Annotated in this window: 16 protein-coding genes; 8 read left to right on the top strand and 8 right to left on the bottom strand. The window is 71.1% G+C overall.

What is annotated here, in order from left to right; genetic code table 11:
• Positions 1-6 precede the first annotated feature (6 nt).
• The 3 genes from ACYQ1K_RS18885 to ACYQ1K_RS18875 all read left to right on the top strand — a co-directional run bounded on the left by ACYQ1K_RS18885 (position 7) and on the right by ACYQ1K_RS18875 (position 3,816).
• The gene (locus ACYQ1K_RS18885; RefSeq protein ID WP_459984805.1) at positions 7-639 is read left to right on the top strand and encodes a pyridoxamine 5'-phosphate oxidase family protein; all 633 of its coding nucleotides are present in this window, start codon (positions 7-9) and stop codon (positions 637-639) included.
• Positions 639-1,460, top strand: a complete 822-nt coding sequence (gene dapF / locus ACYQ1K_RS18880; RefSeq protein WP_459984804.1) for a diaminopimelate epimerase — start codon at positions 639-641, stop codon at positions 1,458-1,460. The genes ACYQ1K_RS18885 and dapF overlap by 1 nt, the downstream gene beginning before the upstream one ends.
• 154 nt (positions 1,461-1,614) lie before the next feature.
• Positions 1,615-3,816: an EAL domain-containing protein gene (locus ACYQ1K_RS18875; RefSeq protein WP_459984803.1), complete on the top strand. Its 2,202-nt coding sequence runs from the start codon at positions 1,615-1,617 to the stop codon at positions 3,814-3,816.
• 79 nt (positions 3,817-3,895) lie between these two features.
• Here the strand turns inward: ACYQ1K_RS18875 and ACYQ1K_RS18870 are convergent, their stop codons facing one another.
• Entirely contained in the window at positions 3,896-5,011 is a 1,116-nt protein-coding gene (locus tag ACYQ1K_RS18870; RefSeq protein ID WP_459984802.1) for an alkaline phosphatase family protein, read from the bottom strand.
• A 78-nt stretch (positions 5,012-5,089) separates the two neighbouring features.
• Between ACYQ1K_RS18870 and ACYQ1K_RS18865 the strand changes: the two genes are divergently transcribed.
• Positions 5,090-5,866 (top strand): SDR family oxidoreductase, encoded by a 777-nt coding sequence (locus tag ACYQ1K_RS18865; protein WP_459984801.1) that lies wholly within the window; start codon positions 5,090-5,092, stop codon positions 5,864-5,866.
• 27 nt (positions 5,867-5,893) lie between these two features.
• Here the strand turns inward: ACYQ1K_RS18865 and ACYQ1K_RS18860 are convergent, their stop codons facing one another.
• Positions 5,894-9,085 carry a patatin-like phospholipase family protein gene (locus ACYQ1K_RS18860; RefSeq protein WP_459984800.1) on the bottom strand — a complete coding sequence of 1,064 codons (3,192 nt, stop codon included), beginning with the start codon at positions 9,083-9,085 and terminating at the stop codon, positions 5,894-5,896.
• A 212-nt stretch (positions 9,086-9,297) separates the two neighbouring features.
• Here ACYQ1K_RS18860 and hflX point away from each other — a divergent pair, with 212 nt between their 5' ends.
• The 3 genes from hflX (at position 9,298) to ACYQ1K_RS18845 (ending at position 13,603) form a co-directional block, all read left to right on the top strand.
• Complete coding sequence (gene hflX, locus ACYQ1K_RS18855; RefSeq protein WP_459984799.1) at positions 9,298-10,791, top strand: GTPase HflX; 1,494 nt, start codon at positions 9,298-9,300, stop codon at positions 10,789-10,791.
• Between the two features lie 24 nt (positions 10,792-10,815).
• A complete protein-coding gene (locus ACYQ1K_RS18850; protein ID WP_459984798.1) occupies positions 10,816-11,553 on the top strand; it encodes an SGNH/GDSL hydrolase family protein in 738 nt (245 codons plus the stop codon).
• A gap of 67 nt (positions 11,554-11,620) precedes the next feature.
• A complete protein-coding gene (locus ACYQ1K_RS18845) occupies positions 11,621-13,603 on the top strand; it encodes an ATP-dependent DNA helicase (RefSeq protein ID WP_459984797.1) in 1,983 nt (660 codons plus the stop codon).
• A 60-nt stretch (positions 13,604-13,663) separates the two neighbouring features.
• On the opposite strand, the gene ACYQ1K_RS18840 is transcribed toward ACYQ1K_RS18845, so the two are convergent.
• The 3 genes from ACYQ1K_RS18840 to lexA all read right to left on the bottom strand — a co-directional run bounded on the left by ACYQ1K_RS18840 (position 13,664) and on the right by lexA (position 17,072).
• Positions 13,664-15,406: an MXAN_6640 family putative metalloprotease gene (locus ACYQ1K_RS18840; protein WP_459984796.1), complete on the bottom strand. Its 1,743-nt coding sequence runs from the start codon at positions 15,404-15,406 to the stop codon at positions 13,664-13,666.
• Complete coding sequence (locus ACYQ1K_RS18835) at positions 15,324-16,181, bottom strand: phosphatase PAP2 family protein (RefSeq protein WP_459984795.1); 858 nt, start codon at positions 16,179-16,181, stop codon at positions 15,324-15,326. Before ACYQ1K_RS18835 ends, ACYQ1K_RS18840 begins: the two co-directional genes overlap by 83 nt.
• Positions 16,182-16,319: 138 nt before the next feature.
• Complete coding sequence (gene lexA / locus ACYQ1K_RS18830; protein ID WP_459984794.1) at positions 16,320-17,072, bottom strand: transcriptional repressor LexA; 753 nt, start codon at positions 17,070-17,072, stop codon at positions 16,320-16,322.
• A 226-nt stretch (positions 17,073-17,298) separates the two neighbouring features.
• Here lexA and ACYQ1K_RS18825 point away from each other — a divergent pair, with 226 nt between their 5' ends.
• The gene (locus tag ACYQ1K_RS18825) at positions 17,299-17,649 is read left to right on the top strand and encodes a LysM peptidoglycan-binding domain-containing protein (RefSeq protein WP_459984793.1); all 351 of its coding nucleotides are present in this window, start codon (positions 17,299-17,301) and stop codon (positions 17,647-17,649) included.
• A 185-nt stretch (positions 17,650-17,834) separates the two neighbouring features.
• On the opposite strand, the gene ACYQ1K_RS18820 is transcribed toward ACYQ1K_RS18825, so the two are convergent.
• Genes ACYQ1K_RS18820 through ACYQ1K_RS18810 form a run of 3 tightly spaced genes read right to left on the bottom strand, consistent with a single transcriptional unit; the run spans position 17,835 to position 21,720 of the window.
• Positions 17,835-19,385, bottom strand: a complete 1,551-nt coding sequence (locus ACYQ1K_RS18820; protein WP_459984792.1) for a SpoIIE family protein phosphatase — start codon at positions 19,383-19,385, stop codon at positions 17,835-17,837.
• Entirely contained in the window at positions 19,382-20,701 is a 1,320-nt protein-coding gene (locus tag ACYQ1K_RS18815) for an ATP-binding protein (RefSeq protein ID WP_459984791.1), read from the bottom strand. The genes ACYQ1K_RS18820 and ACYQ1K_RS18815 overlap by 4 nt, the downstream gene beginning before the upstream one ends.
• Positions 20,698-21,720 (bottom strand): ATP-binding protein, encoded by a 1,023-nt coding sequence (locus ACYQ1K_RS18810; protein ID WP_459984790.1) that lies wholly within the window; start codon positions 21,718-21,720, stop codon positions 20,698-20,700. Before ACYQ1K_RS18810 ends, ACYQ1K_RS18815 begins: the two co-directional genes overlap by 4 nt.
• Positions 21,721-21,722 lie beyond the last annotated feature (2 nt).

Genomic DNA, 21,722 nt, shown 5'->3' with positions numbered 1-21,722 from the left:
CATGGCGTGACCGCAGCGACCTGGACCGAGATCGCGACCCTCGACGAGCTCGTCGAGCTGGTCGGCGAGCCGAACGAGCGGGCCCGCACCAAGGGGCGGGACCGACTGCTCGGCGTGGACCGCGACTGGCTGGCGGCCACCCCGTTCTGCGTGCTGGCGACGTCGGACGCCGAGGGCCGCTGCGACGCCTCCCCGAAGGGCGACCCTGCCGGCCAGCTGGTCCACGTCCTCGACGACGTCACGATCGCGCTCGCGGAGCGACCCGGCAACAGACGGGTCGACGGCTATCGCAACGTGCTGGCCAACCCGCACGTCGGACTGGACTTCCTCATCCCCGGTCGCGGCGACACGCTGCGGATCAACGGGCGAGCCCAGCTCGTGTCGGACGCGCCTTTCTTCGACGACATGGCGGTCCGCGGCAAGCGACCCGTGCTGGCGCTCGTGGTCGACATCGAGGAGGTCTTCTTCCACTGCGCGAAGGCCTTCCTGCGAAGCGGCCTGTGGCAGCCCGAGACCTGGGCGCCCGACGCCCGCGTGCCGCGACGCGCCGTCATCGCCCAGGAGGTCGAGCACGCACCCGGGACCGTCGAGGAGCTCGACGCCTACTACGGGCCGTCGTACGCGAAGGGGCTCTACTGATGGCGAGCTACCCCTTCCTCAAGGGTCACGGCACCGAGAACGACTTCGTCCTCCTGCCGGACCCTGACGGCACGGTGCACGCCGAGCTGACGGCCGAGCGCGTGCGGGCGCTGTGCGACCGCCGCGCTGGCATCGGTGGCGACGGCGTGCTGAGGGTGATCCGGTCGGCCGCGGCCGGCATCTCCAGCGAGGCTGAGTGGTTCATGGACTACCGCAACGCCGACGGCTCGGTCGCCGAGATGTGCGGCAACGGCACGCGGGTCTTCGCGCAGTTCCTGCGCGAGAGCGGCGCCGACACCGGCGACCGGATCACCATCGCCACACGCGGGGGCGACAAGACGCTGACGTACGACGGCGCGGAGTGGACCGTGGACCTCGGCGAGGCGGCCGTCCTCGGCGAGACCAAGGTCGGCGTGGGCGACCACACCTGGCCGGCGCAGCACATCAGCATGGGCAACCCGCACGCAGTCGCGTTCGTCGACTCGCTCGACCTCGGCGGTCCGGTCGGTCCGCTGGTGACCGTCCCCGACTACGACGAGGCGACCTACCCGCATGGCGTCAACGTGGAGTTCGTGGTGCGCGCGGGCGACGAGCACGTCGCGATGCGCGTGCACGAGCGCGGGGTGGGGGAGACGAGGTCCTGCGGCACGGGGGCGGGCGCTGTCGGAGTGGCTGTCATGCTCGCGGACGGCGCGGTTCGCGGGTCGACGTACCTCGTCGACGTGCCCGGCGGGCGCCTGCGGGTGACCTGGACGGACGACGGACATGTCCTGCTGACCGGTCCGGCCGAGCTCGTGGCTGCCGGCGAGACCGAGCTCTGAGCGTTCCTTTGCCTGCCGCTCACTCAGGTCGCCACGCGCGGGGCCGAACCTGTCGGTGTGGGACCGGTTCCGCGGACGCGCCGCGGACATCGACGCGAGCACGGCACGGCAGCCATGCTCGTCGGGGAGTCTCGGAAGGGTGTCAGGAGAAGGCATGACCGACGCCATCGGAGTCGAGGCAGACCCGTCCGCGGTCAGGAGCCGCGGCGTGCCGCCACTCAGTGACCGCCAGTCGTACGTCGCCCTCGGCCTCGGTCTGGCGATCCTCGTCGTCTTCACCGCCCTGATCAGGACCGCGGCCAACCCGTGGATCTATCTGATCGGCGGCGCCTACGGCACCGCCTTGTCGATCGTCGGTGCGCGGCGCATGCCACCCGCTCGGCGGAGGATCTGGGTCGCGTTCGCCGTCTCCCAGGGGCTGTTCCTGACGGCTGACCTGCTGTGGACGCTCTATGCCAACGTCCTGCATGTCCAGCCCTACCCGTCGCCGGCGGACGCCCTCTACCTCGCCATGTATCCGGTCCTCGCCCTCGGGATGTGGTGGCTGGTGCAGGGCAGGCGCCGTGGCCGTGACCGCGCCGCCTTCCTCGACGCCGCGATCCTGACCACCGGCGCCACGGTCATCGGGGTCGTCTTCTTCGTCGGACCCGCCGCACGCGCCGGGGGGACCACGCTCGTCAGTCAGGTCGTGGGGGCCGCCTACCCCGCGGGAGACCTTCTCCTGCTCGCCGTCGCCTTCCGTCTCATGACGGTGGGCATGGTGCGCAACGTCGCCCTGTGGGCGATGCTCGGCTCGGTCGCGGCGCTGCTCGTCGTGGACCTCACCTACGTCGTCACGCTGGTGAACGACGCGCCGTACCCGGCCTGGATCGACTGCGGCTACCTGCTCTCCTACGTGCTCCTCGGCTTCGCCGCGCTGCACCCGTCAGCGCATGCACTCTCCGAGCCGGCGCCGGAGCGGCCCGACCGGGTGACCTTGACGCGGGTGAGCCTGCTCGGCCTCGCGCTCGTCCTGGTGCCCGTCACGGGTCAGGTGGCCCAGCTGACCGGCTTCGGCCACAGCTCCTGGGTGGTGTTCGTCGGCGGTTGCGTTGCGGCACTCCTGGTCGTCCTGAGGCTCTGGGGCCTGGTCCAGGACCTCCAGTCCAAGGCGGTGCAGCTCGCCGCGCTCGCCGAGAAGGACGGCCTCACCGGCGTTGCCAACCGGCGCACCTGGGACCACGAGCTGTCCCGTGCGTGCGCGCTCGCTCGCGAGACCGACACGCCCCTGTCGGCTGCCGTGCTGGACCTGGACCACTTCAAGGAGTTCAACGACACGCGCGGCCACCTCGCGGGTGATCTCGTGCTCAAGGAGACGACGGCCGCCTGGGCCTCCATCCTCGAGGGTCGAGGCTTCCTGGCCCGCTACGGCGGAGAGGAGTTCACGGTGCTCCTGCCCCAGCTCGCCACCGACGATGCCGAGAAGGTGCTCGAGCGTCTCCGGCGAGAGGTGTCGCATGACCAGACGTGCTCGATCGGCGTCGCCACGTGGGACGGCGTCGAGGCGCCCGCCGAGCTGATGTCCCGTGCCGACCAGGCGCTCTACCGGGCGAAGCGGGCGGGTCGCGACCGCGTCGCGGCGCATCGCGACGGGGTGACGACGGTGGTGACACGCCCGTTGCACGAGAGCCCCGAGATGGCGTCGCTGACGGCCGTCTACCAGCCGATCGTCGACCTCCGCACCGAAGAGGTCGTCGGCGCCGAGGCGCTCAGCCGGTTCGCCGGCCGGGATCCGCGGGAGGTGTTCGACGCCGCCATGCGCGACGGGACGGGGCCCGCCATGGAGGCGCTGGCGATCGGGCGGGCACTGGCCGGCTGGAGCGGCAACGGCCTTCTCGCTCTCAACATCAGCCCCTCGGCGCTCGTCACTCCCGCGGTGCAGGCCGTCCTTCCCGCCGACATGACCGGCCTGGTGCTCGAGCTCACGGAGGCCGACCTGGGCGAGCACTCGCCCGAGGTCATGCTGGCGCTCGACGACATCCGGTCGCGGGGCGCCCTCATCGCGATCGACGACTTCGGTGCCGGCTTCTCGAACGTCTACCGGGTGGCGACCATCCAGCCCGACATCGTCAAGATCGACATGTCGTTGGTCCGCAACATCGACGCCAGTGCCGAGCTCCAGGCCGTGGTGAAGTCGTGTGTGCTCTTCGCCGACCTCACCGAGGCGAGGCTGGTCGCGGAGGGGATCGAGACGGTCGAGGAGCGCGACTGCGTGGCCGAGCTGGGCGTCCAGCTGGGCCAGGGCTACCTGCTCGGCAGGCCCGGGCCGCTCGCCGACACCGTCTCTCGTGGCGCGGCGGATGCGTGCCGGGGGTAGGTCGGGACGTTCCCCACGGTCTACTGATCAGTAATAGTCGGAAACGTCCCGAACTACCCCGCCACCGCAGGCGGCGCCGTCAGCCGATCCTGATCCCGAAGGCCTTGGCCAGGGACGGGGCGGTCCGGGCGTGGCGCAGGTGGCGGACATGCAGGACGTCCTCGAGGAAGCCGGTCAGCGCGTAGTGGTTCAGCGGCGTGGCGACGACTCGACGCGCCTGGCTCCTCGTCGCGACGACGGTCAGTACCCTGTTGCCACTGTGCTTGTCGTCCTCGTCGGCGGTCACGACGATCGCGAGCCGGCCGGCCTTCCAGTCAGGGCCCGCGGTGAGGACGCCGATCTGGTGCGAGATCCAGCCGTCGGCCTGAGCCAGGGTGCCGTCGTGGGCGTCGTGGATGAGGTCGGGGATGACGAAGCCGACATTCGGAAGGGTGCCGGCTGCGGCGTCGTGGGCGAGCCGAGTGGCGGGCACGTCGTGCTTGCGGCACGCGGCACGGTCCGAGGTGGCTGAGAAGTAGGTCCAGGGGTTGTGGCGGACGGCGTACCGCCCGCTGTTGCTCAGCGCGCAGCGACGGGGCATCGAATCGGCGTAGACGCCCGCCGTATGACCGGACCGACGTGCCTGCCGGAAGATGTTGTTGCCGGTCAGCCGGTGCGCCGACGGGTTCGCGTCGTCCGCGACCCCGAGCGTCGACCCTGCCGCGATCGCGAGGTAGTTCGGCAGCGAGGGGTGCCGGATGGCGCTGTAGTCGGTCGCATAGGCGTGCTGGGAGGCGAAGGCGTACGTCTTCGGCATGCCCGCCCGCATCTGGGCGAGTGAGTGGTTCTCCACCATGAAGACGAGCACCTTCGTCACGCCCGCGCGCGCCGCGCGGCTCACCGCCCGTGCTGCGGAGGACCCGGCGGCAGAGGTGGGCGCGGAGGAGGCCGCGGAAGAGGCGGCCGCGGAGGACATGCGTGCGGACGAGTCGGGCGCGGAGGAGGCAGACGTGGGCGAGGCAGGGGCGAACGAGGCGGGCGCCGACGAGGGCACGGCCGACGCCGCCGCGGACGACGACGACGACCCGCCGGCCAGGGACGCGTCCTCGTGGGATCCGTTCCCGCCGCACCCGGCGAGCATCGGCGCCAGCGTGACGACGCCGGCGAGGCCAGCGAGGGTGGGCAGGGCGCGGTGGGGGAGACCGAGTCGTCGCACGCGGCGACGCTACCCGGCTCTCCTGAGAACCCTTGCCCCCACCCGGGCTGCGTGGCGACCGCCACTAGAGTCCCGCCCATGGATCTGACCAACAGCACGGCGATCGTCACCGGCGGCGCCAGCGGGATCGGTGCGGGCTGCGCACGGGCGCTGGCCGCGCGCGGCGCGACGGTCGTCATCGCCGACCTGCAGGCCGACAAGGGCGAGGCGCTCGCCGAGGAGATCAAGGGCGTCTTCGCGCAGGTCGACGTCACCAACAGCGAGCAGATCACCGCGGCGGTCGAGCAGGCCGCCTCGATCGCCCCGCTCAAGGCGTGCGTGAACTCCGCCGGCATCGGCAGCGCGGTCCGCACGATCGGCCGCGACGGTCAGATCGACAGCGCCTTCCCGCTCGACTCCTTCCGGCGCGTCATCGACATCAACCTGATCGGCACCTTCGACATGGTCCGCCAGGCAGCGACGGTGATGAGCCGCAACGAGCCCGACGCGAACGGTCAGCGTGGCGCCATCGTCAACCTGGCGAGCGTGGCCGCCTTCGACGGCCAGATCGGCCAAGCGGCGTACTCGGCCTCCAAGGGCGGCATCGTCGGCCTGACGCTGCCGCTCGCACGCGACCTGGCCGCGGCGGGCATCCGCGTCAACACCGTCGCACCCGGACTCATCGACACCCCGATCTATGAGTTCGTGCCCGAGCCGGAGGCGTTCAAGGCCAAGCTCGGCGAGAGCGTGCTGTTCCCGAGGCGGCTGGGCTCGCCCGACGAGCTGGCGAGCATGGTGATCGAGCTGATCACCAACGACTACATGAACGGTGAGACCGTGCGCGTCGACGGCGGCATCCGGATGCCTCCCAAGTAGCGCGGCCCACGGGAGGCCGGGCGCGCCTCACCGGCGCCGCGGGGCCGGCTCCAGGCCGGCGGCAGTCGGGGCGGCAGTCGAGGCGGCAGTCGGGGCCGCAGCCGGAGCCGCAGTCGGGGCCGCAGCCGCAGTCGGGGCCGCAGTCGGGGCCGGAGCCGCGTGACGACGCCGTTGTCGAGGAACCGCTGCGGTCGGCACCTCCTCAGCACCCGGAGTCGTCGTCGACTCGCTGAGGATGTGCCGGATCTCGGCGTACACCCACTCGCGGTAGTCGTCGTCTCGGGGGCGCGACCTGCCGAGCTGCTCGATGAGGCCGATGATCTCGTCGAGGACCCATCGGGCGGCGGGGGAGCCGGGCACGGAGTCGACGTCCGCCGGCTCGGCGTCGCCGCTTTCGGCTGGGGCGGCGCCGGAGAGCCGGAACGACTCGTACGTCGGGTGGTCGCCCACCCGCTCGGCCAGGACGTCCCGGGCCCGCTGGATCATGCGCGCGTTGTAGCGCCCCAGCTCGCGGTAGGCGGCGAACTGGGCGACATGGAAGAACTGGTTGACGGTGCTGACCCGCGGGAACGTCGGGTCGACCTCGCGGTAGGCGAGCAGCTGGGGTGGCATGTCGGTGGTGAGGGCGGGCTTGCAGTACCAGAGCAGCGAGAGTCGCTCCCGTCCCTCCACCCGGCGCCGGACGAGACCCAGGGTGACCGACCGCGTGGCGTAGTCGCGGCCCGGGGTCGGCATCGGGTCCGAGCGCAGAGCGTCGAGGTTGACCACGACGCTCGCCGCGCACTCGAGCTGCGCCAGGTCGATGGCCTTCGAGATCGACTTGGCCGTGTTGCCGGGCCCGGAGTCGGCATCGACGCAGACGATCTCGTCGAGCATCCGTGTGCGCAGCAGCTCGACCAGGCCGGTGTTCTCCCAGTGGCCGCCGTCGGTGACGTAGAGGTAGAGGTCGCTGGGGTCGTGGAAGCCGATGAACTCCTTCAGCAGGTAGCCGAGCCCGGGGCGAGGGAGTGCGACCCCGCGAGCGGCCAGGGTGCTGGCGTACCGCGGGTTCGGGATCCACAGGCCGAGGCGCACGTTGAAGAAGGCCAGCAGCATGCTGATCGGCCCGATCCGGAAGCGTCCCATGGCCGGTGACACCGCCGCTCCGGACAGCGCGACCGTGTACATCGTCGTGAGACGCGGCCGCCATCCCGTCCAGGGCCAGCGATGCTTGCGGATGAGCGTCTCGATGTCGCTCGTCGAGCACTCGTATCGCTTCCACTGGCCGTCGCCCTCGAGGGGTGCGAAGACCCGCACGTGGCGGGGGTCGAACGTCACGCTCAGCGCCGGGATCCCGGCATGGGTGCGCACGCCGCGACCGGTGACGGTGGCCGACGCGCACACGGTCAGCGGGGTGCCTCGGCCCCCCGGCCCGCGCTGGTCGAGGGAGCTGAGCAGCGGCTCCGGCACCACGCCGGGGCGGTCGGCACCACCGTTGGCGTAGGCGCGGGCGTCGAGCGTGCCGGCCAGCCGCCGCCGGTAGGTGGCGAAGGCCGCCCGGATCTTGCCGCGGTAGAACGCCGCCAGGGACCAGAACTCGATCGTGCCCAGGAAGTGCAGGAGGAGCAGGCCGACGATGAAGGCCGCCATCACGCCGTGATGACGGTGGTCGGGGTCGGCGATCATCGCATCGAGCATCCACAGGATGCCGACGTAGCCGAGAGCAGCGCCGAAGAGCACGCCGCCGACGATGGGCGCCACGGTGGCCAGTGGCCGCCGCAGCAGGCGCAGGACGGCCCCGCCCGAGCCGGTCCCGGCGGCCAGGGCGACCAGGTGCGTGAGCACGCTGTTGGTGCTCACCGGTCCCCAGAGCAGATCCATCAGCGCCGGGACGAGTGCGAGCAGCACGGCGAGGGTGACGGCGAGGAAGAGGCCGCTGTAGGCGACGTACTTGGGCACCATCAGCCACGCCGCCGGCGCCTTGCCGCGGACCTCGAGCCCCTTCGCGAGCAGGATCCACAGCACGACGGCGACGACGCCAGTGGCGGCCCACCCCAGCACCGGCCAGCCCGGTCGTGCGGAGTCGACCAGGCAGCTGTGGTCGGCGGAGAAGCTCAGCGCCGCCTTGTCGCGCCAGTCGGGGCAGGTGAGCGAGTAGTACCAGCGGTAGACCCACCCGGCCAGCTGGGCGCTCGTCCACAACAGGGCGAGGAAGACGAAGGAGTTGAAGACGATGCCCGTGATGACGGTCGCCAGCACGCCGGGCGTGCGCTCCGCCTGGTCGAGCTTCGCGCGGTCGGACTTCGACGTCATCGTGTCGCGGATCGTCCGGCGCGGCGTGTTGGACAGCAGGTAGCCGAGGTTGGCGCGCAGGTGGCGCTCCTCGGGTCCGGGGCCGCCGTCGGCCTCGTCGGACCACGGCAGCGGCTCGTCGTCACGGTGCGCACCCATGCTGCGCGACAGGCTCCACGCACCGGTCATGTACGACCCGCCCGAGACGGCCGTGACCCGGTCGGCCGCGCGCCAGCCGAGCCGGCCGTCGCCCTCGTCGAGCGCCTGGAGCGCGCCCAGGCTGATCGAGGCGGCACGGATGCCGCCGCCCGAGAAGGCGAGTCCGAGAGGTGCGTCCAGAGAGGAGTACGCCGTCGGCTGCTCGTCCGGGTCGTCGGCGTCGTGGAGGACCTCGATGACCGTCGAGCCCACGAGACGTGAGACGAAGCCTCCGACGACGTAGCCGACCAGGCCGATCAGGATGAGGAAGCCGCCCCACGCCGCCACCGCGGCCAGCGGCCAGCCGAAGCCGATCACGTCGTGGATCTGCGCCAGCATGGCGAGGTCGGCGACGACATTGAGGCCGGCCGCCGAGAGCGCGGCCAGCACGAGCGGGCCGACCCATCGCCGGGTCGACACGGTGCGATAGTTGCGCCCCGCGAGCGGCACCGCCAGGGCGAGCATGAGGCCCCAGGTGAGCGCGAACGGTATGTCGAGCCAGAGCGCCTTGTCCATGGCGGTCAGGGCATAGCGGCCGTCGACCCAGTCCTGGACGACCGCCTGCGAGCCGGCCACCGAGAGCCGCACCCGCTGCGGGAACCCGCCGACCGGGTCGGCCGCCTTGCCGGCCATCGCGAGCGCGGTCGCGAGCGCGAACAGAAGCACGAGGACGACGTACGCCGCGCGTCGGCGGCGCTCGGCCCCGAGCGCGGTGTAGAGCCCCGTCGGTGTCCACCTTGTCCTGGCCACGAGCAGGACCTCCCTAGGCTCGTCACGGCGACGCGTGCCGGGCGGCGCGGTGTCGTGCGGCTGTTTCCAGTGTGACCTCAGTGAGCGCTGGGGTGCATAGTCCGAAATGACTAGGCCGGTGTCGCGCTCGAGCGCTGGGACCCGGCGCGCGTTGCGGTGGCTGTGGAAAGCATTCGTCGGGCGCTGGCGTGCCGCCGTACTCTTGGTCCCGTATGACGAACGCACACGAATTCGACCTCCAGGACGAGCTGGAGGAGACCGCCGACTGGGACGACCCCGACGCCATGGACGCCGGCGACGTCGGTGTGACCGGGGAGGACCCCGAAGACCTGCTCGACGACCCCACCGTCGGCGCCATGGAGCTCGCCGAGAGGCACGCGCTGCGGCGCGTCGCGAGCCTGCGCACCGAGCTCGAGGACATCACCGAGGTCGAGTATCGCCAGCTCCGCCTCGAGCGCGTCGTGCTCGTCGGCGTCTGGACCGACGGTTCGGTCGAGGACGCCGAGAACTCGATGGCCGAGCTGGCCCTGCTCGCCGAGACGGCCGGCTCGGAGGTGCTCGAGGCCATCTACCAGCGGCGCCAGGCGCCTGATCCGGCGACCTACATCGGCCGCGGCAAGACCGAGGCGCTCGCCGAGATCGTCCAGGTGACCGGCGCCGACACCGTCATCTGCGACGGCGAGCTGGCCCCTTCGCAGCTGCGCAACCTCGAGGACCGGCTCAAGGTCAAGGTCGTCGACCGGACCGCGCTGATCCTCGACATCTTCGCCCAGCACGCGAAGTCGAAGGAAGGGCAGGCCCAGGTCGAGCTCGCCCAGCTCACCTACCTGAAGCAGCGCCTGCGCGGCTGGGGCGGCAACCTCTCGCGTCAGGTCGGTGGCCGGGTCGCCGGCGGTGCCGGCATCGGCGGCCGTGGTCCCGGTGAGACCAAGATCGAGACCGATCGCCGCCGGATCAACAACCGGATCGCCAAGCTGCGCCGCGAGCTGGCCGAGATGAAGGGGACGCGCGACACGAAGCGCGCCTCCCGGCAGCGTCACGAGATCCCGGCGGTCGCGATCGCCGGCTACACCAACGCCGGCAAGTCGTCCCTGCTCAACCGGCTGACCGGCGCCGGCGTGCTCGTCGAGGACGCCCTGTTCGCGACGCTGGACCCGACGACGCGGCGGACGACGACCTCGGACGGCCGCGTCTACACGATGTCCGACACCGTCGGCTTCGTGCGCCACCTGCCTCATCAGCTGGTCGAGGCGTTCCGCTCGACGCTGGAGGAGGTGGCCGACGCCGACCTGGTCCTGCACGTCGTCGACGGCTCGCACCCCGACCCTGAGGGCCAGCTCTCCGCCGTGCGGGAGGTCTTCGCCGAGATCGGCGCCTCCGACGTGCCCGAGCTCGTCGTCATCAACAAGATCGATGCAGCGGATCCGCTGGTCGTCCAGCGCCTGCTGCGCGAGGAGCCCCACAGCATCGCGGTCTCCGCCCACACCGGCGAGGGGATCGAGGCGGCGCTCGCGGCGGTGGAGGCCGATCTGCCGCATCCGGCCGTCTCCTTCGAGGCGCTGCTGCCCTACAGCCGCGGGGACCTGGTGAACAAGATCCATCAGCAGGGGGAGATCGACGCCCTCGAGCACACCGCCGACGGCACGCTGGTGAAGGGCCGCGCGACCGAGGCGCTGGCCGGAGAGCTTGCGGCCTACGCGGTGTAGTCACCGCATCCCTCACCTCTTTGGGTGGCTTTTCAGAATTTCATGCGGATCTCACGATCCGTGCGGATCATGGACGCCGTGCCGCGCGCCAACAGCCGGGCCGTCGTCTCGGTCTCCGTCGCTCTCGCCCTCGCCGTCGGACTTGTCCTCGTCGGCGTCGTCGTGCGGCGCGACCGTGCCTCGGCGTCCCATGCCGGCACGTGTCACCGCTTCGCCGCGGACCACGCCGCCCGGCTCCGTGAGGTGACCGGGTCGGGCCGCAGCATCGCCGTCATCGGCGACTCCTGGTCGGTGGGCTACAAGCTCACCCATCCCGACCGCGCGTGGCCGTCGCGGCTGCGGGGACGGGTCCGGGTGGACGGGTTCTCGGGGTCCGGCTTCAGCGCGGGCGCCTCGCCGTGCGGCGCGGTCTCGTACGCGATGCGCGTGGGGACGACTCGCGGCGCCGATCTGGTCGTCGTCGAAGGGGGCCTCAACGACTACGACCAGTCCTTTGCCGCGGTCCGGGCCGGCTTCGACCTGCTGCTGTCGCGGCTGCGGGGCCGGCACGTGGTCGTCTTCGGGCCGGCTCCGGCTCCGCTGCGGCTCACCGGCGCGCGCCGAGTCGACGGCTGGCTCGCCGCGCTGAGCCGAGCCCAAGGCGTCGACTACGTCTCCTCGATCGGGCTCACGCACCTGCCCTACCTCCCCGACCGGCTCCACCTCACGCCCGCCGGCCAACGCGAGTACGGCGCGTTCGTCGCGCGGCACCTGCCGGCCTGACGGCGGCCGGAGTGCCTGTGGAGAGGCGTCGACGGCGGTGTCGGCGCCGGCGACTAGTGTTCACCGGGTGCCCAGCGAGTCCCAGCCCTCCACCGTGCGCGAGCTGCTCGCGGCTGCCGTCGCGACGCTCGGCGGCTCCGAGCGGGCCGGCCAGATCGAGATGGCTGAGGCCGTCGGACGAGCGCTGGCCGACGAGGAGCACCTGCTGGTCCAAGCTGGGACGGGCACCGGCAAGTCGCTGGCCTACCTGGTGCCGAGCCTGCTCCACGACCAGCGGGTCGTGGTCGCCACGGCGACGCTCGCCCTGCAGCATCAGCTGGTCGAGCGCGACATCCCGCGTCTGGTCGAGGCGGTGAAGGGTCGTGGGCTCGACACCAGCTTCGCGGTGCTCAAGGGCCGCTCCAACTACGCCTGTCTGCATCGCATCCGAGAGGGTGTGCCCGACGACCAGGGCATGCTGCAGATGGACATGCCGATGGGCGACCTGGCGACGAAGGTGCTCGAGCTGCGGGCGTGGGCCGAGCAGCAGGCCGAGGACGACGGCACGGGCGAGCGCGACTTCGCCCCGCGCCACCACGACCGCGAGTGGCGGCAGGTCAGCGTCTCCCATCGCGACTGCCTGGGCGCCGCCAAGTGCCCCTTCGGTCAGGAGTGCTTCGCCGAGCGTGCCCGGGAGAAGGCGCAGCGCAGCCACCTCATCGTCACCAACCACTCGTTGCTCGCGATCGATGCCATCGAGGGCATCCCGATGATCCCTGAGTACGACGCGGTGGTGATCGACGAGGCGCACGAGCTGGTCGCCCGGGTGACCCAGGCGGCGACCGACGAGCTCGCCTCCTCCGACGTCGAGCGTGCCGCCCGCCGCAGCCGTCGCTACGTCGAGGGCGACGCGGCCGAGGACCTGGCCGATGCCGCCGACGCGCTTCGCGTCGCGATGATCGAGGCGAGCCCCGGACGGTTCGAGGTGCTGCCGACGGACCTCCACGATGCGCTCGCGCTCGTCCGCGACGCCGCCCGAGCCACGCTGTCGTCCTTTCCGAAGAAGCAGGGCGACGACGCCGACGCCGGCTTCCAGCAGGCGAAGGGGACGGTGCAGGACGTCTTCGCGATCGCCGAGCGGATGGCGTCCGGATCGGACCAGGACGTGCTGTGGCTGAGCGAGGGAGGGGACCGGGCGCCGAGTCGACTCCACGTGGCGCCGCTCCAGGTCTGGGGGCCCATGCGCGACAAGCTGCTCACGGAGAAGACCGTTGTCTTCACGAGTGCGACACTCCGGCTGGGCGGCGAGTTCGACAGCGTTGCCGGCAGTCTCGGCCTCAAGCCCACGGAGAGGGACGGCAGCCAGCGCACCGAGGACGTCCTGCCCTGGCGCGGTGTCGACGTCGGCAGTCCGTTCGACTACAGCAAGCAGGGGATCCTGTATGTCGCACGGCACCTGCCCCCGCCGGGTCGCGACGGTCTGGGTGCGGCGCAGCAGGACGAGATCGTCGAGCTGGTCGATGCGGCGGACGGCCGAGCTCTCGGCCTGTTCAGCTCACGGCGTGCCGCTGAGGCGGCTGCGGAGGTCGTTCGGACGCGACTCCCGCACCTGACGACACTCGCCCAGGGTGATGCGCAGCTCCCCGAGCTCGCGGCCCAGTTCGTCAGCGACCCTCACACCGTGCTCTTCGGCACGCTCAGTCTGTGGCAGGGTCTCGATGTGCCGGGCGACACCTGCCAGCTCGTGCTCATCGACCGCATCCCGTTCCCGCGGCCCGACGACCCGCTGATGAGCGCCCGTCAGCGCGCCGCCGACAAGGCCGGTGGGAACGGGTTCATGCAGGTCGCCGCCACGCACGCCGCGCTCCTGATGGCGCAGGGTGCGGGCAGGCTGATCAGGACCACGACCGACCGCGGAGTCGTCGCGGTGCTCGACCCGCGCCTGGCCACGGCGCGCTACGGCGGCTTCCTGAGGGCCAGCCTGCCGCCGATGTGGGCGACGACCGACCCGGCGCTCGTCCGGCAGGCGCTCAAGCGGCTCGCCCAGTCCGCCTCCCCTGCCGGCGTCTGAGACGCCTCGAGCCGGTCACGTCCCCGCGTCGACGGCGTGGGAGCGACCGGCTCGATCGCGTCACAGGACGCGGGCGGCGTACTTCTCGACGACGTTGTCCTTGGCCGGCACGCCGCCGCAGGAGAAGCCGTCGACGTCGGTGGAGCAGTGCCGGTAGCGGATGTTGCCGTTGGCCAGGGTGAGCTCCACCGCCCTGATGCTGCGGCTGCCGAACGGGACGCGCAGGTGGCCGCTGCCGCTGCGGGTCAGCTGGATCGGGCGCGAGGAGATGCGTCCGTCCTTGTAGTACACGATGGCCACCACGGAGGAGCCGGCGCTGCGATCCGCCATGTCGACGGACAGGCGGAGCCGCTTGCTCGCCGACAGCCTGGCCGGGACGAGGCGGATGGTGGCTGAGGCCAGGTGGTCGACCGATGGCGTGCCGGACGTGCTCCGACGGCTGGGCTTCAGGGTCACCGTCCGCGCCGGGCGCCCGACCGGGTAGTGGTTGGCGCGCCCCTCCGTGTAGGCCGTCGCCGGGTGACGGTTCGCCGCGGCGTACTGCGCGAAGAGGCGGGGGAAGGCGAGCCCGTGCGCTCCGAGCGTGCGCGCGACCGCCTGGATGGAGTACTGGTCGGGGCCCTTGACCGAGTCTGCCCGGTTCCAGATCTGCAGCATCAGGTTGGGCAGCTTGCCCGTCTTCGCGGGCATCCGCTCGGTGAGATAGCGGAAGAAGATCCAGTCGCCGTAGTGCAGGAACCCGTTCAGCGCCTGGTTGTCGTCCAACGACTTGCGGGGGAAGCGCAGCTGGCTGAACCGAAGATATTGCACGTTGTCGTTGATGTCGGTGTAGACCTCGTCCTCGGCCCACGTCGCGGTCGCCTCCATGAACCAGCGGTCCTCGAGGTAGTCGTAGGCGAACTGGACGGCGTGGAAGTACTCGTGGGCGGCCGTGACCTCCAGGTTCTCCTCCGGCGTGTGGTTGCCGAACAACGGACGACCGCTGCTGTCGCGGTTGGCGTAGTCGTTGTCGAGGACGCAGAACGCCGGAAGGTCGGAGGCCCGGGAGTTGGACGGCGAGAAGTGCGGGTGGAAGGCGCCATTGGCCCCGACGGTGCCGTCGACGGTGCAGTAGCCGTAGAGGCCCTCGCTGCCCGGGTCGGTCAGGTAGATGTCGGTCGCGCTCGAGCCGCCGAGCGAGCCGTCGGCGCGCGGATGCCGATATCCCGCCCTCGTGTAGGTCGTCGAGACCTCCGCGACGCGCTTCAGCGCAGTGGCCGCCCAGGCATCGGTCGACACCCAGGTCCGCAGGTCGATCGCTCCGTCAGTGGCGGCGTAGACCTGCGGCCAGTAGGTGTTCGCATCCGTCTGGGAGATCCAGTGGACGCAGACCTTGGCGACGTCGTCGCACTTGGCCGGCGAGTGGGGGAAGTCCTCCGACCACGGCCGGTCGTAGGCGCGCGTCGACAGGGTGAGTCGTTGAGCCGGTGTGAGGGCCGCCATGTGGAGCGTGAGGTCGCGCAGCGCCATCGTGGCGTCACCGCCATCGCTCGCAGGCGCCGCGGAGACGTGCGGAACGAAGAGGCCCTTGACCGCGTCGAGGTCGTCGACCGCCTCCTCGTGCGTCGACGGCTCGCTCAGCGGCTCCGTGGTCGGGGAGGGGTCAGGCTTGGCGTCGGTGGCGCCGGCAACACCGTCGACGAGCTGCTGCCCGGCGTCCGCGGGCCCCGGTGTCGGGTCGTCAGCCGCCCGCGCCGGGCTCAGCGCTCCGAGGGAGAGCCCCGTCAACAGGAGGAAGGACAGGGCTGAGCGGCGCAGGCGCATGTGGTCTCCGAGACACGGGTGACGTAGGACGGGGCACGACTATAGGCGTGAACGGTGCCACGGCCACACATCCCACCAGCACCACCAGCCAGCCAACGACGACGTCGAGGGTCCAGTGGTTGGCCGTGCCGACGATGACGACGGCCGTGATGACGGCGTGCGTCCACCCGAGTGTCCTCAGGACGCGACTCCGGCAGGTCTCGTAGATCGCGATGGCCACCCACAGGGACCACCCTGCGTGGAGCGACGGGAAGGCGGCCAGCTCGTTGGTCAGGTGCCCGAGGCCCCGCGGTGCCGACGCGTCCGCCCCCCACCAGCCCTGGGCGGAGTGCAGGTTGAGCACGTCGCTGAACCCCGGCATGAAGCGCGGCGGTGCGGTGGGGAGCAGCAGGTAGAGACCGAGCGCGAGCACCGTGGCGACGACCAGTGCGCGCCTCAGCGTCACGTACTGCGACCGGTGGCGCAGGTAGAGCCAGACCAGGACGACGAGCGTGACGATGTAGTGGGCGGTGGAGTACCAGTACGACCCGAACAGGCCGACGGCCCCGTGGTCGACGAAGAACTCGTTGATCGCCCGCTCCCAGCCGAGACCGATGTAGCTCTCGAACCTGACGAGCTCGTGCGCCCGGTCCGTCGCCGCGGAGAGGTCGCCGGAGGCGAGCATGCGGGACGCCGTGTAGAACACGTACAGCGCACCGATCAGCAGGATCTCGAGCAGACCGGCGTAGACGCCACAACGCCGCGCATGCAGCGTCCTCAGGCGTCGCCAGTCCATCCGATCCCCCCTCAGGGCGTGAAGCGTGGAATCCGAGATTTCGTCCGCCAGCGTAACCCCACCCCGCCGACAGTTTCTTCCCGTTTGCTCCCGACTGGGGAGAAGTGAGGGTGATCCCTGGCTCTCTCCGCACCTAGGTCAGAGGCTGCGGAGAACCGCCGTGACCTTGCCGAGGATCGTCGCGTGCGTGCCGTCGATCGGCTCGTACGCCGGGTTGTGGGGGAGCAGCCACACCCTCCCGTCCTTCTTCTTGTAGGTCTTCACCGTCGCCTCGCCGTCGATCATCGCGGCCACGATCTCGCCGTTCTCGGCCGTCGGCTGCTGCCGCACGACCACGTAGTCGCCGCTGCAGATCGCGGCCTCGATCATCGAGTCGCCGGAGACCTCGAGGAGATAGAGCGCACCGTCTCCCACGAGCTCCTTCGGGAGCGGGAAGACCGCCTGCGTGTGCTGCTCGGCGAGGATCGGGCCGCCGGCGGCGATCCGGCCGACGAGCGGCACATACTGCGCCGGCGGCGCCGTGTCCCCGATGTCGGTCTCGTCGAAGGAGGTCTCCTCCGCAGCACTGATCGCCTTCCGCGCGGCGAGCACCTCGGGCAGGAAGACCTCGAGGGCGCGGGGGCGGTGGGGGTCGCGCTTGAGGAAGCCCTTCTCCTCGAGCACCTTCAGCTGGTGGGCGACGCTGCTGGTGCTGGTGAGGCCGACCGCGGCGCCGATCTCGCGCATGCTCGGGGGGTAGCCGCGCAGCTCGATGCAGTCCTTGAGGTGGGCGAGGATCCGCTGCTGGCGCGGCGTGAGGCCGGTCGCGTCGGGCGGGCCGTCCGGCAACTCGGTCACGGGGCGCCCCGCGCCGGCCTGACGGGTGCCCCTGCCGGGGGTCTGGGTGCTCATGGCGCTCACCGTAGTCCTTGCGGGTGCCCGAGTTCAAACATCTGTTCGAACCCGCGTGTCTGAGAAGAAACGCTCGAGACCCTTGATCTGGTCGAACGCATGTTCTACTCTCGCTCATGTGTTCGATCGAACAGGTGATCGACCGGCGCGATCGGCAGGACTGTCGGTGGTCGCCGCTAGACATCTCTCGACCGACGAAGAAGCCCTACTTCCCCAGGAGCTGACGATGAGCACCGTGATCCTCACCCCGACCCGCGTGATCCAGCCGCGCCGCCCGATGGCGCGGCAATCGACCCTCCGTCTGACCCGTCGCGGACGCATGGTGGTCTTCCTGGTCGGCTTCATGGTCGCCCTCGTCGCGGGCTTCGTGCTGGCCGGGGGCTCCACCGCGTCAGAGCACTCCGAGTCGACCACGACCATCCAGGTCGGTCCCGGTGAGACGCTGTGGGACATCGCCCAGAGCGTCGCGGTCAAGGGCCACACCGCCGACATGGTCGAGCACATCAAGGAGCTGAACGGCCTCAAGGGCTCGGCGCTCCAGGCCGGCGAGGAACTGCGGGTCCCGCTGGCATCGTGAGCACCCGCGGTCCCGGGGGACACCCATGACCACCCGCGTCCTGACGCGCGGAACGCAGGACAGATGACTTCCGCCGGCTGCCTCGACCCCAGCCGGCGGGATCGACGAGGAGCCCTGGGCCCTCGCGGGGCGAGGGGCGGTGCCGCTGGGAAGACGGCACCGCCCCTGATGCCTTCCTCGGCAGGTCAGTCGGTCACATCGACGACCAGGATGGCGACGTCGTCCTCGCTCGCGCCGCCGAGCGTGGCCAGATCCTGGGCCAGGTCCTCGGTGTGGAGGTCGGAGCCGGCTCGCACGGCGTCGGCCAGGCGCTCCAGGCCCTTCTCGATCAACTCGCCACGACGCTCCACCAGACCATCGGTGACGAGGACGATCCGGTCGCCTCGCCGCAGCTCGATCGTCTGCGGCTCGTGCGGCATGCCGACTCCCAGAAGCGTGCCCTGGGTCTCGACGAAGGTCGTCTCGCCGTCGCGACACAGGAGCAAAGGCAGGTGGCCCGCGCTCACGATCTCGAGCGCGCGACGGTCGCTGCTCACACGGCCCAGGCAGGCCGTGGCGATGAGCTCGGCGTCATTGCGCTCGAGCAGGACGTCGATCCGGTCGAGCACGTCCGCGGGCCGATGGCCGTCGTACGCATAGGCGCGCAGCGAGTAGCGGAGCTCGGCCATGACCACGGCCGCCTCGAGGGAGTGGCCCTGCACGTCGCCGATGACGATGAGGCAGTCGTCGTCGACGGTGAAGGCATCGAAGAAGTCGCCGCCGACCTCGGCGTGGAGCTGCGAGGCGCGGTAGCGCGCCGCGATGCTGAGCCCGACGGGCTGCGGGAGCACGGCGGGCAGCAGGCTGCGCTGGAGCAGCATGGCGGTCTGATGCTCCCGCTCGAGTGCCAGCAGGTTGTCCACGGCCACCGAGGTGAGCTGGGCGAGCCGGTCGACCAGGTTCTCGAGCGCCGGGTTCAGACTCGAGGAGGGCACGGCCACGAAGCCCAGCTGCTCTCCGCCCGACTGCACCGGCCACAGAGACCATTCCTCGCCGGCGGCCAGCGGGAGGACTTCCGACCAGGGTGATGCCGACGCGAGAGCGCGTGGATGACGCCCTGCGGCGAGGAGTGCGCTCGCACGCGAGCTGTCGAGGACGGTGCTGGTGGTCTCCCCGTCGCCGGGTGACGTGGCGGCCCACAGGACGGCGCGCTCATGACGGAGGAGGACGGCCGTGGAGGCGTCGGTGACCTCGGCCGCCGCTCGAGCGGCTGCCTCGGCCAGACGGGGCATCGTGGTGGCCAGATGGAGCCGCACGGCGGCGCGGTTGAGCCGACTGGTCCGCGTGGCCAGCTCCTCCGCGCTCCGGCGTGCGCCCGAGGAGCGCAGCAACGCCCGCACGGTCGAGAGCATCTCGTCGGGCTCGATGGGGTCGATGAGGTAGGCGTCGCCGCCCTCGTCGAGTCCCGCGACCCGGTCGTGCGTCTCGATCGCGACGGCGGACACGTGGATGACCGGCGTCGACGACGTCTCGGGGTCACTCTTGATGCTGCGGGTGATCTCCAGTCCGCTGCCATCGGGGAGGTGGACGTCGAGCACGGCGAGGTCGATCGGCTCCGAGCGGAGGACCTCGAGTGCCTCCGCGACCGACTCCGTCTGGACCACGAGGTAGCCGGCGCGGCGCAGCCAGCTGGTCAGCACGTAGCGCTTCGCAGGTGTGTCGTCACAGACCAGGATGCGGGGCAGGTCGGATCTCATGCCTCTGCCTCGGGCATGGTGCCCTCGGCGGGCAGCAGCAGCGTGAAGGTGCTGCCGATCCCCGGGGTGCTCTCGACCTCGATGCGTCCCCCGAGCGCGCTGGCCACACGCTGGGCGAACGGCAGCCCCAGGCCGGTCCCCTTCGCAGTGGTGTGGAGGGGGGTGCGGACCTGGTAGAACTCCTCGAAGATCCGCGTCAGGTCCTCGGGCTCCACTCCGACGCCGGAGTCGTGAACCGAGATGGCGACGGCCTCGCCCCGATGCTCGGTGCTCACCTCGACGGTGCCCACGGCGGTGAACTTCGCGGCGTTGCTCAGAAGGTTGCGCAGCACGTGGCGCAGCAGGTCGACGTCGGTCCTCAGAGGGGGGGCGGAGTCCGGGACCATCAGGCGTACGCCGGGCCGCAGCAGCGACTCGGCCGGCCCGCGCAGCTCCTGGAGCAGCTCAGCCAGGTCGACGGGCGCCAGCTCGGGCCGGAGGGCACCCGCCTCTGCGCGGGAGAGGTCGAGCAGCTCGTTGACGAGGCGGAGGAGGTCACGTGCGCTCGCACGGATGAACTCGATCTGCTCCAGCTGCTCGGCGCTGAGGGGCGCTCCCGAGGGATCGGTCAGGAGGCGGGTGAGGCCGAGGACCGAGTTGGCCGGCGTTCGCAGCTCGTGGCTGATGCTGCGCAGGAAGCGGCTCTTCGCCTCGCTGGCCTCGCGCAGCTGCTCGTTCTTGTCCTCGATCTCGGCATAGAGGGCCACGACGCCCTGGTTGGTCCGGTCCAGCTCGGCGGAGAGCTCGGTGTAGAGCGCCATGACGCCGCGGTTGGTCTCCTCGAGCTCCTTGTTCACCACCTCGAGCTCGTCCTTCTGGCGGCGCACCTCCTCCAGCGCGGTGATGAGCTCGTGGTTCTGCTCGCGCAGCTCGTCGATCGGAGTGGCGGGGGAGTGGGCTCGGATCCGATGCTGCATCGTGCTGACCTCCTGAGCGGTGAAGGCGACCGGACGGGGGAGACGCTTGACCAGGATGATCCGATTCTCGCGCGTCACCAGGTCGTCGACGAGACGTCCGACCGGTGCGGCGAGCGTGGCCCAGTCCGGAGAGGACGCGACGACGAGGTCGAGAAGAAGGCTGTGACGCTCGAACAGGATCTCGAGCCGGCCTCCGCCGCGGAGCACGGTCTCCCGGCCGAGCTCCGAGATGGCGGTGGCCACGCGGATGGCGTCGATCCGGTCGAGCCCCACCTCCTCCGCGCAGACCCTCGCCAGCTGGCGAGCGGCGAAGACGTCGTCCTGCTCGGACAGCACGAGCGTGCCGATCGTCTCGCTCACGGCACGATCCGCAGGGCGAGGACGCTTGCGTCGTCGCGGCGTACGGCCGCCTCGCGCAGGAGAGCAGCCGCCAGCACGCCGGCGCCGTGCCCCAGCACCCCGGGCATGCTGTCGAGCGACCACTTCTCCGAGAGCCCGTCGCTGTGCAGCACCAGGGCCAGCGTCGCGTCGACGGTCTGCACCTCCTCGCGCAACCGCGGCATCCGGTGGCCGACGATCCCGGGCTGCGCGACCAGCGAACGAGGTCGCCCCTCACCGAGGAGCCGCCCGGCGACGTTGCCTACCGACGCGTGGACGATCCGTCGCGTGTCTTTCTCCAGACGTACGACGGCCACGGCCGCTCCTCTGGTGGTGCCGAGAGCTCGGTGGATCTCGGCCAGCAGCGTCGCCGGACCCGTCGATCTCGAGGTGTGCAGCACCTCGACGGCACGCCTCGAGGCGGCAGCCGCCAGCGGCCCGTGGCCCAGTCCGTCGGCCAGCATCACGAGGTGGCCGTCGGGTAGGGCCCGGTGAGCGACCGCATCGCCGCAGGGGCCGGACTTGTCGAGCGGACGCGTCAGCCAGGCGATCTCCGGCGCCGACCGGGCACCCGGCGTCGAGGCGAGCTGTGCCTCGGCGATCGTCCCGACGGCGGGCACCGAGTAGAGGTCGAGGGTCGTGGCGAGCCGGCGAGCGGCACCCAGGCCGATGCCGAGCGTCCCGGACGTGGACACGCCGTCGGTGATGAGGGCATCGATGTCGCGACTGCCGGGACCGGAGTCGATCGTCACCACGCGCAGCAGGGTCGCACCGTCGCGGACGACGACGCCGAGCGCGACGTCACCGCCGCGGGCGTGCTTGACGACGTTGCTCGCGAGCTCGCTGACGACGATCTCCACCTCGCCGGTCCGCGTCTCTTCGAAGCCGAGCTGCTGGGCGAGCGCGGCGGCGTGCCGGCGTACGCGGGAGACGGCCGAGATGTCGTCGAGCGTGAGCCAGAGGTCACCGTCGGTCTCGCTCGGGGCGAGTCCGTCTGCCACGT

The organism is Nocardioides sp. AN3 (genome assembly GCF_054653495.1).
This window is presented reverse-complemented; position numbering and strand designations above follow the sequence as displayed.